Origin of the sequence: Paenibacillus roseus, from assembly GCF_016424485.1 — a bacterium.
Lineage (GTDB): Bacteria > Bacillota > Bacilli > Paenibacillales > Paenibacillaceae > Paenibacillus_D > Paenibacillus_D roseus.
Genome location: NZ_JAELUP010000117.1, coordinates 69,102 through 82,214 on the forward strand (window position 1 = coordinate 69,102; position 13,113 = coordinate 82,214).

11 protein-coding genes are annotated in these 13,113 nt (G+C 48.7%); all 11 read right to left on the reverse strand.

Annotation, left to right across the window (positions count from 1 at the left end):
• Positions 1 to 58: 58 nt before the first annotated feature.
• The 11 genes from JFN88_RS23075 to miaB all read right to left on the reverse strand — a co-directional run bounded on the left by JFN88_RS23075 (position 59) and on the right by miaB (position 12,781).
• Complete coding sequence (locus JFN88_RS23075; protein ID WP_199021706.1) at positions 59 to 2,086, reverse strand: carbamoyltransferase family protein; 2,028 nt, start codon at positions 2,084 to 2,086, stop codon at positions 59 to 61.
• 50 nt (positions 2,087 to 2,136) lie between these two features.
• Entirely contained in the window at positions 2,137 to 3,903 is a 1,767-nt protein-coding gene (locus JFN88_RS23080; protein WP_199021707.1) for an ABC transporter ATP-binding protein, read from the reverse strand.
• A gap of 3 nt (positions 3,904 to 3,906) precedes the next feature.
• A complete protein-coding gene (locus tag JFN88_RS23085) occupies positions 3,907 to 5,691 on the reverse strand; it encodes an ABC transporter ATP-binding protein (protein ID WP_199021708.1) in 1,785 nt (594 codons plus the stop codon).
• Positions 5,692 to 5,750: 59 nt separating this feature from the next.
• Positions 5,751 to 6,020 (reverse strand): phosphopantetheine-binding protein, encoded by a 270-nt coding sequence (locus tag JFN88_RS23090; RefSeq protein ID WP_199021709.1) that lies wholly within the window; start codon positions 6,018 to 6,020, stop codon positions 5,751 to 5,753.
• A 17-nt stretch (positions 6,021 to 6,037) separates the two neighbouring features.
• The gene (gene fabG, locus JFN88_RS23095) at positions 6,038 to 6,778 is read right to left on the reverse strand and encodes a 3-oxoacyl-[acyl-carrier-protein] reductase (protein ID WP_199021710.1); all 741 of its coding nucleotides are present in this window, start codon (positions 6,776 to 6,778) and stop codon (positions 6,038 to 6,040) included.
• Complete coding sequence (locus JFN88_RS23100; RefSeq protein ID WP_199021711.1) at positions 6,775 to 7,953, reverse strand: beta-ketoacyl synthase N-terminal-like domain-containing protein; 1,179 nt, start codon at positions 7,951 to 7,953, stop codon at positions 6,775 to 6,777. Before JFN88_RS23100 ends, fabG begins: the two co-directional genes overlap by 4 nt.
• 28 nt (positions 7,954 to 7,981) lie before the next feature.
• Entirely contained in the window at positions 7,982 to 8,410 is a 429-nt protein-coding gene (gene fabZ / locus JFN88_RS23105; RefSeq protein ID WP_199021712.1) for a 3-hydroxyacyl-ACP dehydratase FabZ, read from the reverse strand.
• Between the two features lie 75 nt (positions 8,411 to 8,485).
• A complete protein-coding gene (locus tag JFN88_RS23110) occupies positions 8,486 to 9,682 on the reverse strand; it encodes a beta-ketoacyl-[acyl-carrier-protein] synthase family protein (protein ID WP_199021713.1) in 1,197 nt (398 codons plus the stop codon).
• 3 nt (positions 9,683 to 9,685) lie between these two features.
• Entirely contained in the window at positions 9,686 to 9,964 is a 279-nt protein-coding gene (locus JFN88_RS23115; RefSeq protein ID WP_199021714.1) for an acyl carrier protein, read from the reverse strand.
• A 697-nt stretch (positions 9,965 to 10,661) separates the two neighbouring features.
• Positions 10,662 to 11,174 carry a YlbF/YmcA family competence regulator gene (locus JFN88_RS23120; protein ID WP_199021715.1) on the reverse strand — a complete coding sequence of 171 codons (513 nt, stop codon included), beginning with the start codon at positions 11,172 to 11,174 and terminating at the stop codon, positions 10,662 to 10,664.
• Between the two features lie 17 nt (positions 11,175 to 11,191).
• Positions 11,192 to 12,781 (reverse strand): tRNA (N6-isopentenyl adenosine(37)-C2)-methylthiotransferase MiaB, encoded by a 1,590-nt coding sequence (gene miaB, locus JFN88_RS23125; RefSeq protein WP_233168349.1) that lies wholly within the window; start codon positions 12,779 to 12,781, stop codon positions 11,192 to 11,194.
• Positions 12,782 to 13,113 lie beyond the last annotated feature (332 nt).

Genomic DNA, 13,113 nt, shown 5'->3' on the forward strand with positions numbered 1-13,113 from the left:
ATCCTCCCATCTTATTTTGCATTCTCATTCTGCCTTGCAGTTGCCTGCTGCTTTTCTTCTAAACTGTAGCCACTGCAACAGATTCATAAGGCCTCAAACTGATTAGACGCAAAGACCATAGATCGATGATTTCATCAATAATATCAACTTCCGCCTTTGTGCCGCTGCCTGTAAGCTCCAGCAGCTCTGCCACCGTTTTCTTTCCGTCGGATTGCTCTAGTAACTTGAAGACTTCTTCGGATAGAGCCGTCTTGTATTTATCTCTGAAATGAAGCCGAATCTCGTAGGCCTTATGCGTATAACCTTCCGCTGTGTAGCCGATTGCCATCTTCAGCTCCGAACTGTCCGGTCGTCTAGGAACGAAATGAAGGAACTCCTCTTTACTGACCGGCTTCTTATCTATGATGTAGTCCCCAATGATCAAGGTGTTAATATTGGTCGTCAGGAAGCTGACAATCGCATCCTCTATGGAATCAACAATTGGCTCGGCATTGTTATTGAAGGAGGTATTAAGCAGCACCGGGACATCCGTCAACTTCCGGAATTCATCAATCAAACGCCAGTATTTCTCATTCGTTTCCCGTGATACGGTCTGAATCCGTGCCGTACCATCAACATGAGTCACCGCTCCGAGCAGCTCCTGCTTGTCCTCTTGCGTTTTCAATACAAAATTCATATACGAATACGGAGCTTTCGTTTGCGGTAAAACATAATAATCCGCAACATATTCTTCCAATATGGAAGGAGCAAAAGGCCGATAGCCTTCTCTCTTCTTCACCATCGAGTTAATAATCCTTTTATTTTCAGCCGGACGCGGATCAGCCAGAATGCTACGGTTGCCGAGCGCTCTTGGGCCGAACTCCGATCTCCCTTGAACCCAGCCGATAACCGCTCCACCTGCGATCAGTTTTGCCGCGTCCTCCACAACGTGATCTGTTTTGCGATAGGAAACGAATCGCTCCCACTGCTGCAACGTTTGAAGCACACCGTCTTCGCTCTGAATGGCTGTTCCCCAATACAGATGACGGAGCGTCTCTGTCTGTACCTGAGGAGCCACCTTGCGGGATGCTATCAAGGCTCCTCCCAGCGCATTGCCCGCATCGTGGGCAGCAGGCTGAATGAATACTTCGTCAAATAGGCCGGCATATAAAATTTTCCCGTTCATCGTGCAATTGTGCGCAACGCCGCCTGCCATGCAAAGCTTTTTGTGCCCCGTAGCCTGTTGATAGTGTTCAAGAATATGCATCACGACGATTTCAAGCGTTTCCTGAAGGGCAGCCGCAATATCCTTGTGCTCCTGTGTGAACGGCTCACCTTTGAGCCGTGGCTCGAAGGACTCCATCAGTACGTAGTACCAGCCTTGATTAAGCCGATACTTCCCTTCCGGCAGCAGGGTGAACGCTTTCTTGAACAGCCTTCTGAAAGTTGCGGGATTTCCATATGGAGCAAGCCCCATGACCTTGTATTCATCATGCGTAGTGTAGCCCAGAAATTCGATTACTACATCGTAAAAGGAGCCCACGCTATCACCATTGGATATGCTGCCCAGCGACTTCAACGAACCCCCCTTCGCGCTAAGGATGAGGCCTGCATTGCCTTCCGGAGAAGCTCCGTCAATTGTCACGATAAGCGCTTCATCAAAGCCGGACATGTAATAAGCGCTTGCCGCGTGGCAGTGATGATGATCTTCCAACACCACTTGGTCTTTACTTAAACCTACTTGGAAGTAACGCCCCAGCAGTTCGGCCAGAAATGCCTTGGGATCGGTGTAGGGATAGTCTCGATAACGCTGGCGATGGCCAATCGTTTCGAATTTCAAATGGCTTTCAGCACAGTAAAAAATAATTCGATCCACTTCATCCAAGCGGATTCCCCCGATTTCCAGGCATCTGCGTATGGCTTGAACAGGGAACTTCCCCGAATGCTTAATCCGATTGAGCCGCTCCTCCTCATAGGCTGCAACTACCTGGCCATCCACAATTAATACTGCCGCGGAATCATGAATCGTATCTGTTTTAAGATTGAGGGAGGTGAATCCTTCTTCATGCGGCAATTCCAAACCTCCGCTAATTCCAAGAATCTTCATATGCACACCTGCCTTTTTCATAAATTTTGTATCTCAAGCTCTCATGCACCTCATGCTGTGCCTTGAATAAGCTCGTCCAAGGCTTGCTTCTGAATTTGATGCAGACCGCTATAGACTTTCCCTGCTGCCAACAGTTCCTCATGCTTGCCCTGCTCCACAATCGTTCCGCGGTCAATAACTACGATCAGGTCTGCTTTTTCAATTGTGGACAGGCGGTGCGCAATTGCGATAGTTGTCTTCCCTTCCATCAGCCGCTCAATCCCCCGCTGAACCGCAATCTCGGAATCGGTATCCAGCGCTGATGTTGCCTCGTCGAGCAGCAGAATCGGCGCGTTCTTCAATATGGCCCTGGCAATCGCAATTCGCTGCTTCTGCCCGCCCGACAATCTTACTCCCCGTTCGCCTACCAATGTCTCATAGCCTTCCGGCTGCTCCATAATAAAATCATGGGCATACGCAGCACGCGCCGCTTCCATTACTTCTTCATCGGTAGCGTCCATTTTTCCGTACCGGATGTTGCTCTCAATTGTCCCATCGAATAAATAAGGCTCCTGAGACACATACGCCATTTTTTCGCGAAGCTCCTCAAGGGTATAGTCGGCAAAGCTTCGGCCCTCCACGCGGATGTCCCCGGCTGCAAAGGGGTAGAAGCCAAGCAGCAGCTTCATAATCGTGCTTTTGCCGCCGCCGCTAGGGCCGACAAGCGCAACAACCTGCCCTCTTCCTACGAGAAGATTCACCCGGTCGAGCGTATTTTTACCCTGCTGGTAAGCAAACGACACGTCTCTTAGCTCAATCATACTATCTTTAGTTGCGCTGCTGGCTGCCTCTTCCCTGACATTTGCAGGGTAGCGGTCTGACTCCGGATCGTGAGCAAGCAGTTCAAATACGCGGTCAGCTCCGGCAAGCGCAGTTTGTACATTCGACCAGAACATGCCCAAATTCCGGAATAAATTCGTGACATTTTCCAGCAACAAGATTACTCCAAGCAAGCTGCCAATGGAGATTTGACCGTTAAACATCATAAAAGCTCCGATAATGAAGGCACCGCCATTGTTGATCCACAGGAGCAAGTAGTTGGTACCCGTCAGATAGGCGTTCTTCTTCGCCCGCAACATGGAAAGCTGGGCAAGCATACCCGTCGTCTCCTGATATTTACCGTTCATTCCATCCACCATCTGAAAGGTTCTGCTGACCTGTGTGCCGGCGACAAGATTGGACAGTCTCTCCAGTTGAACGCTGGATTTCTCTTGAATTTCAGCACTGATCTTCCGCATCGGTTTGGCGTATCGTGTATTGACATAGGTGGACGCAAATCCGAGCGCAATCATCGCGATGGCAAATCTCCAGTCCAGGTAGAACATAATGATAGCCGAGATGGTGCCGTTCGCCAGCAAGGAAACGAGCGTCTGCGCTTCACCAGCATAGGCGTTCTCCATCGTCTGAAGATCGTTCGTAATGCGGGACAGGCTATCCCCGCTATGGTTGTTCTCGTAATAGGTCACCGGCAGCTTCTCCATATGGCGGAATACCCGCAGCCGTATACTGTTCATGACCGTCTTCACCGATTTGCCGTACCAATACTGGGTAATTGGCGTAATCGTACATAAGGCAATAATGATAAGCATGAACTGCAAGCAAAGCAGGATAACGGTGTTCATGTCCTTACCATCCAATGCATTCAGAATCGTCGAAATCATCAGTGCTGTAATAATGGATACGCTGGAGCTCAAGATGCTATAGGTCACCAGACCGAGAAAATACGATGTCTTGTGCCGGTCCAGCGCGCGGGCAAGTTTTACAATTTGTTGGATCACCGCTTATGCCCCCTCTTGAGCAATCTGTCCGGGCTGTTCTGCGTGCGAGCCCGCCTGATTGTGATACAAGCGACGATAGATGCCGTTCTGTGCAATCAATTCGGCATGCGTGCCGCTCTCCGCAATGTATCCATTATTCAGCACCAGAATGCGGTCAGCATTCATGACTGTCGATAGACGATGCGCGACCACAAGAACCGTTCTGTTTCGCGTCATGCGGTTAATCGCTTCCTGAACAAGCTTTTCGGACTCCGTATCGAGCGCCGAGGTTGCCTCATCCAGCAGCAAGATGGGGGCATCCTTCATAATTGCCCGGGCAATCGCAAGGCGTTGTTTTTGGCCTCCCGACAGCTTCACGCCGCGTTCTCCGACAAGTGTCTGGTAGCCCTCTGGAAGCACACGGATAAATTCGTGAATGTTAGCCATTTTTGCAGCCCGTTCCACATCCTCCATCTTGTAACCGTCTTCCGTGCAAGCAATATTCTCGGCGATGGAGCCGGGGAAAAGGAAAGTATCCTGCGAAACATGCGAAATTAACGTGCGTGCAGCCGAAAGCTTCCATTCTGTCAGCGGCTCGCCGTACAGATTGATACAACCGCCCTGGTAATCGTAAAAGCCTGTAATAAGCTTAAAGACGGTTGATTTGCCCGAGCCGCTTGGCCCAACCAAGGCGATTGTTTTCCCTTGCTCCAGCGAGAAGCTGACCTCATCCAGAATCTGTGATTTGCCATCGTAGGAGAAGCTGACGTCCTGGAATTCAATCGTAGGAGCCTCTGTCGAAAGGTTCTGCGGCTGCTTCCCTTCCGTCCGTTCGGTCTTCTGATCCAGCAATTCAAAGAGATAATCTGATATGCCGGCTGCTATTTTGAAACGGCTAATCTGGTTCGGGATTTCTCCCATGCCCTGAACCAGATAATTAATGAACTGGACAAATGCCAGCAGGGCGCCGATCTCCAGTTGTCCTTGACTTACCAGGTAACCACCGAAAAGAAAGAAGCCTACCAGGGGAGCTGTCCGGACAAATATGCTCACTGAGCCAATTGCCGCAATGCGTTTCTCAATCCGCAGAAAGTTCACCATCAGCTTGCCCAGCAAGTCTTGGAACTTCTTATACATGATCTCTACCAAATTGTAAGACTTGATGATATGGATACCGCCGATCGTATCTTGAACGACCGTATTCATCCGCGCCATTTCCTGCTGCACATCAGCCGCATACTTGCTTAACGGACGACTGATCGCTCCGCTCAGGAAAGTCATGAGCAGCACCACGCCGAAGCCGAATAAGGTAAGCTGCCAATTCATGTAGAACATGAACACAATACAGACCGTTACACGGAAGATATGAAAAATAAGCGCGGCGAAATCGTTGTTGATAAATCCTTCGATTTCATTCATGCTATTTGTCATTCTGGAGCTGAAATCACCGGAATGGCGCGAATCCATATACGAGATTGGCAGCTTGTTAATATGCTCGCCTACGGTATTTTTAATATCCCGCGTTACTGCGGCACTGTACCGCCCTGAAGAATAAACGTTGAAGAAATTGACCACGACGCCGATTAAAATGAACGCGAGGATCAAATATACCGCTTGCGTCAGGCCCGCTTTATCACCGGACAAAGTGGACGAGAATAACAGGTTGATAATGTATACGAGCAAGATGTCATTGGCAGCCAAGACCAGTGTGCTAAGAAGCTTAACCGACAGCCAAAACCGATAGGGACTAAGAAATACAAGCAGCCTGCTGATGGAAGAGAAGGCTGAATGACGGGTTGCAGCTTGCATAATAACCCTCCTCTTTATTCTGAGTTAGCTATACTTTGATGAGATGCGAGTAAAGAGGTTCAAGCGCTCCGCTGCTCAATAAATCTTTTCACGCTTTCTTTAAACTGCTCTAAGGTAGAAAAGTTATCTGGTATTAATACCTCATCTTCAAATTCAACATCAAATTCATGTTCCAGCGCTACAATCAATTTCACGAAGGAAATCGAATTAAGTCCTGCGGATTCCAGATCAGATTTAAGCAGTTCCTCGTCGACAGACTGCTCCAAATTTTTCTGTAACACTTCGTCAAATCTCACATCAAAATCAATCGTTTGTACTTGCTCGCTCATTATTGAGCCTCCTTATTTTAAATGATACCGCCATCAACAATAATCGTTTGTCCATAGATATAGCTTGCATCGCTAGAGGCAAGAAAAATGACTACCTTGGCTACTTCATCCGTCTCTCCCAGCCGGCCGCAGGAAATTTTCTCGACAAATTGCTGCCGAACGCGCTCAGGCACCTTCTCCAGCATATCCGTGACAATATAGCCTGGCGCGATAGCGTTTACCCGGATATTTTTGCCCGCAACTTCTCTGGACAGCGCGCGGGTCAGGCCAATAAGTCCAGCCTTGGAAGCACAATAATTCGTTTGGCCCAAAGCGCCTGCGAGTGCAGATATGGAGGAAATATTAATAATGACTCCTCTTCTCTTGCTGATCATCGAAGGCAGTACCGCCTTGCAGCAGTTGTAAGCGCCTTTTAAGTTAGTATCGATTACCTTGTCCCAGGAAGGCTCTTCCATGAACATCAGGAAGCCGTCTTCGGTCACACCTGCATTGTTGATCAGTACATCGATTGGACCAAACTCCCGGGCAGCAGCATCGATTGCAGCAAGCGTTTGGACATGGCTGCATACATCCAGCGCGACAGCCTTCGCCCTTTTCCCTTGAGCGAGGAGTTCAGCTTCCAGTCGTAAAGCCGCAGACTCGTTGCTTTTATATGTAAACAAAACTACTGCCCCTTCATCTGCAAACCGCCGTACGATAGCATTCCCAATACCTCGCGCCCCTCCGGTAACAAAAACGACTTGGCCGTCGAACCTCAATGGTTCACCCCTGCATAGCTGGCGAGTACGACACTATGCAAACATCCGCTGACATCATGCCCGTTCACCAGCAGGTAACGGTAACAGCCAGGGCGTGGCTGCTGATGCACAATCTCCAGTTCCAAGGCCGGATCCGGAGTGATACAGCCTGCTGTTAAAGGCAAGCAGCCTTTCGTAATGGCCAATGCGCCCGCAGCTACGTTCAATGAAAAGGACGCGCCCAGCACTTCTCCGACCGCCCCTTTAATTGAAGTGACAGGAATTGAAGCCGATCTTGGGCCAAATACCTCGTGAATCGCTTGCGCCTCCACTCTGTCGGCCAATTGCCCTCCTCCTGCCGCCATCAATATTCCATCGATATCGTCCGGGGAGAGCGAGGCATTCATAAGGGCCAGGCCCATGACCTGCTCAAATGCTTCTTTATCCCCCACCTCTGCACCGGGATTGTTTGAGCCCGTTAAGCTCGCATAACCGGCAACCTCGCACAAAATGCGTTCCGGGCTGCGACTCAATACGCTTTCGGTCTCGAGCAAAAGTGCAGCAACGCCCTCCGTCATTCTCGCCCCACTTCGGTTTTCATCCAGCGGTCTGCATAAATAATGCTCGTCTTTGGTTACGTAGTCCTGCTGTTGAAATGCTTCGTACAGCTCGGGACAATACTCTTCTACCCCGCCGCACAGGACAGCATCCGCTTTGCCGCTTTTGAGCAGATCAGCTGCATAAGCAATCGCATTGCTGCCCATTAGAATGGTGCTTGCACCCTTCAACTTCAAATTCATGCATGTATGCCCAATACCCGAGTTGTATAAGGTACTGGCAAACACCGTCGGACTGACGGTATCAACACCCCCCGAGACGATTTGATTGCTCAGTGTAAGGTTGGATGTGACCGGACCGTATCCTGTCGTGAAAACGGTGCCGATACGGGTACGATCCATCTTCTCCCGCTCAATCAATTCATCGTCAAGCACCTGTTTCGATGCGCTCAAGGTTAGCCGTGAAAACCGGTCCATTCGTCTTGCAGACTTGTTGTCAATGTTCTGTGGAATATCAAGCGGCAGCTTGATTTGATTCGGAGGGATTCCGCTAGGCTCGTTTATTCCTCTCCAATATTCCTCCGAACCGGAACCTGCAACACTTATCGCTCCTACTGCCGTAACAAATATAGTATGCATAGGACTCTCCCAGAGTTAATAGTAACTTTCACAATTGATTTGGATTCACCAAAGTCAGCACCCCGGTTGCGACGAGTTTATCGCCAACTGTGGCCGTGCATTTGATTTGATGGTATATATGGAGGGATTCGATTAATTCCGTCTCTACCATAAAGGTATCCCCAGGCTTGACCGGATGAATAAATTTAATATTTTTCACCGCGCCCAAATAGAACTTGCTTGCAGGCGGGATACCCGCCTTGTAAAATATAAATCCGCCAACTTGAGCCATCGTTTCGATCATCAGAACCCCCGGGTACAGCGGTTCATCCGGAAAATGTCCAACAGCCCATTGTTCGTTAATGCTGACATTCTTGTAGCCTTTGGAACGTTTCATATACTCAACTTCCAGTATTCGGTCTACCATAATAAACGGATGCCGATGAGGCAAACCTTTCTCGATTTCAATAGATTCCATGCAAGACAACTCCCTGGTTTCAAAACATATTCACAGGCTTTGGCATGCCGACACATTCACTTGGCAGTACTCCAATCAAACCTTCCCGACAACAATGCTAGCCGAATTTCCGAAGAAGGCGTAAGAGTTGGATATTGCATATTTAATATCCCGTTTTTCAGAGTAGCCCTTCAGAATATGAAGGCCTTGAAATTGTTCCGGCGTCTCTTGCAGGCCGGCAGTCGGAGGGACAATGCCACGATCTACTGCCAGTAAAGTCGCTACCAACTCCACGCTTCCAGCGGCGCCTAGACAATGGCCGGAAACCGCTTTCGTTGAAGAAATCGTTACCTGCGACCTTTCCTTCTCCGTATGGAAAACTTTGGCTAGCGCGCTCATTTCCATAAGGTCATTTAGCTCAGTTGCGGTGCCGTGGGCGTTGACATAATCAATATCGCAGGGCTGCAGCCCTGCGTCATCCAGCGCCATCCATATCGTCCTGGCAGCCCCTTCTCCTTCTGGATCAGGGCTTGTAATATGGTGGGCATCATTCCCCAGCCCGTAACCTAGCAATTCGCCATATATGTGAGCCCCTCTTTGCCTTGCTCTGTCAAGGGTTTCTACGATTAAGACAGCAACCCCCTCGCCAAGCGACATCCCGTCCCGGTCTTTGTCGAACGGTACGCAACCTTTAATACTCATCGATTGTAGGCTGTGAAATCCCGCGATATAATTGTCGGATAGAGGCTCTGCCCCGACGACGACCATAAGGTCAGTTCTCCCGTAACGTATCGAATCGAGCGCAATACCCGCTCCGGCAGTTCCTGCTGCACACGCCGACATCGTAGTGAAAGCCTGGCCTTTAATGCCCAAGTAAGAAACAAGATTGGAGAGCAAAGATGGAATTCCGATTAATCGGTCGGAATCCACGCTCCCTTCCCCGAGCTTACGGATGTATTGCATGGTTTTGATATGGCCTGGGGCCGACTCGGATAATGACAAGCCTGCTCTTACGCCGAGCTTGCCGATATCCGCTCTCGTAAGTCCGCTATCTCCCAGTGCTTCATCCAGGGCGCAAAAAGCCATTTCCACAATCCGTTGATCCTCGTCAATCTCCAGGCATGGCTTGTCTACGCTGCCCGCAACTTCGCTCCGCACGCCAAGCTTCTTGAGCTTTTCATGTGATCGAAGTCCGCTTGCACCGTTCACGATGGACTGGAAGAACGCCTCTCGATCTGTCCCCCCTGGTGCAAGGATTCCTATTCCGGTAACTACGGCTTGACGTCTCTCCATCGGCTACGAACCAACTTGGCTACGGATGGTATCCGCTATGGAACGGACATTTTTAAACACCGACATCTCGCTGCTTTGAGGTTTGATTCCGAATAGCTCCTTCAGTCCGACTGCAAGTTCCAATGCATCCACTGAATCGAGATCAAGACCGTCACCGCTGTCATTCACATCAAAAAGCGGGGCGTCATCATGAATTTCTTCAGGTGAAATGTCCAAACCCAGCTTTGCAACGATCATGCTCTTGATTTGGTTTTCAATTGACAATTGTACGTTTTCCATCATTTCAGCTCCTTGGTTGGGATAGAAAATTGTACTGAATTCAGAAAGTGTTATTATTAGAACTAAAATACAAACGCTTTCATTATTGTTATATGGTGTCTTGTAGGCGCTCACTCCTTAATTGAATTAATATGCATATGCCTGACTTGGAGACGGTATTCTAAGAATGGGCTCATCTAGGTGGAAAAGTAGGAGGTGAAAAAGGTATAGCGTGTGTGGAATTAGTTGAAGGCTATTGCATAGCGTTAGCTGTATGAACAGCGTGTGGCAGTTCCCGGGCTTTAACTCTGTACAAATTTCGCATACAAAGCAAAGTTCCTTTAGACATATTGTACCATAAAAGAAAAAATTATTTCAATATTTATTTTATTCGCAAAAATACAAGTTTTATCATAATTCAGTGTTTTTATTCAACATTATACTTCTCATACCGGCAAAAGGACACATAATTCGGATTGCACAAATTATCATATGCCGTTTGTTCCCGCGTAGAAGATTCACGATCAGCCCCCTGATCCATTCGTCGCCATTATGATTCGCTTCCGTTAGAACCTTCAATTATTCAAATAGCTGTCTGATTTTGTAATCCAGTAATGAGCCCGGCAACCTAAAAAAGCGCTCCCCAAGGAGAGCACCGCAAAAGTCTACTTTTGCAGTAGTCTCCCCAAAGACACGCATATCAAGAAGTTCTTCTATTCTACTATTCGATGCATTCCTCCGGCTCATTCTCCGCGGCATCTTCTACATTAATCTTCTCGGCTACGGTATCGCGGATGACCGAAATGACCAGTTGAAGCAAATAGTTAATATCGGTCTGGCTTTGCTGGAACTCGGTAACAATCGGGATACCGTCCAGTTCATCTTGCAACGCTTCAATCTCGCCTTCAATTTTGGTTACCATAGACGGATTGTTGAACGATTGGAACGCCACAATTTCCTTTTGCTTCTTCTTCATCTGGCTAATTAGCCCCTGTACGCGTTCATGGTCCTGGATTTGCTTTTCAGCTCGCTGATAATGCTGGATTTCCTCCGATTGGAAGAGCATCTGGGCCAATTCCTTTGCTTTGGCCATAATATCCTCTTTTACAATCAGGTCGCGCGTATTAAACGTAGGCACGCCGCACCCGGAAATACTGCCATGCGAATGGCCATGATCATGTTCATTCGCATGGTTATGGCCATCGGCTTGAATCGATTGCTGATTTGTTGTCATCTGTATCTTCTCCCTCACTATACCGCTTTGACATTCTCTTCATTCACAAGTTCTGCTTTCAATAGCCAGGTCTGTGGTCCGGTAATCTTCACATTGACCATTTTCCCGATTAGCGATTTCGGACCTTCAAAGAGGATCAACTTATTCGTGCGTGTGCGGCCGGAAAGCACATCGGAGCGGGTTTTGCTCTCGCCCTCAACCAGCACTTCAACAATTTGATCCTTCATTTGATCGTTGGCCTTCTTGGCGACATCCCCCAGCAGATCATTCAATCGCTGCAAGCGCTCCTTCTTGACCTCGGCAGGCACATTGTCCTCCATTACGGCAGCCGGCGTGCCTGCACGCGGCGAGTAAATAAACGTAAACCCGGAATGGAAACCGACTTCGCGCACAAGAGACAGCGTGTCCTCAAATTGTTCATCCGTCTCACCTGGGAAACCGACAATCATGTCGGTGGTCAACACGACATCAGGAATCGCCTGTTTGATTTTCCGCACCAGCTCGAGGAACTGCTCACGGCTGTATTTGCGGCTCATCTTCTTGAGCACCTCCGTGCTGCCCGACTGCACCGGAAGGTGGATATGCTCGACGAGATTGCCACGGCCTGCGAGCACCTGAATCAGATGGTCATCAAAATCACGCGGATGCGACGTCGTAAAGCGGACCCGTGGAATATCAATTTTCGAGATGTCATGCATCAGATCCCCGAAACGGTACTCGATATCCTCGAAGTCTTTGCCGTAGGCGTTCACATTTTGCCCAAGCAGCGTGATTTCCTGGAAGCCTTGGCGCGCCAGCTCTCGGACCTCGGCAATGACATCCTCCGGTCTACGGCTGCGCTCCTTGCCCCGTGTATACGGAACAATGCAATAGGTGCAGAACTTGTCGCAGCCGTACATAATGTTGACCCATGCGCGCAAGCCTTCCCGTTTCTTCGGCAGGTTCTCGATAATGTCGCCTTCCTTGGACCAGACCTCAACAACCATCTCCCTGCCAAACACCGCTTCCTTCAGCAGATGCGGCAGACGGTGGATATTGTGAGTTCCAAAGATCATGTCAACAAAGCCATGCTTATTCAAAATGCGATTTACAACGGACTCCTCCTGGGACATACAACCGCATACCCCAAGCAATAGCCCCGGCTTCTCGGTCTTGAGCGTCTTTAAATGGCCCAGTTCCCCGAATACTTTGTCCTCGGCATTTTCCCGGATTGCACAGGTATTAAGCAGAATTACATCAGACTTTGTCCGGTCCTCGGTTGCCGTATACCCCATCTGTTCGAACATGCCGCGCATGACCTCCGTGTCATGCTCATTCATCTGGCAGCCGTAGGTATAGATCGTATAATACTTGCCGACACCGAAGGTTTTCATATCTTCCGGAATGGAAAAATCGGAATGGACCTGAATCTCCTCTTTACCGCGGCGTTTGCCTTCCTTGTAATCCGGCTGGGACTTGATTTGAATCTCTCTGCCGTTAATGCGTACGCGCTTGCCGTTCTCATCCTCGCTCAGCACTTTAGCGTTTGAGAAATCGAAATATTTGGAATAATCCTTCTCTGTCTTGGCCGGCGCCATCACATCAGGATTTTGGGTCTCCTTTGACATTGTCTATTACACATCCCCTTTTAAGCCTTAAGCGTAAACGTTGCCACTGCAAGACAGAGCAGTTCCTGTCTGACATAGCGAACCCATTATATTTCAATATATCATCAAGCGTAAACGGCTTTGCCGTCCTTTGACGGGCAAAACTTCGTTTCGTGGTGAAATATAAGCTCATTTATAGAAGGAACTTTATAAATTCTTATATTTTAAAAAATTATAACATAGTTGCCTATATCTTATCCATTATAGCAATAAAGCAATTCGAGTAAAAGTTGAACGACTGGCTGTCTATGGACGGGTAAAAGATTCATTTCACGTTTAAAAAACCATACCCT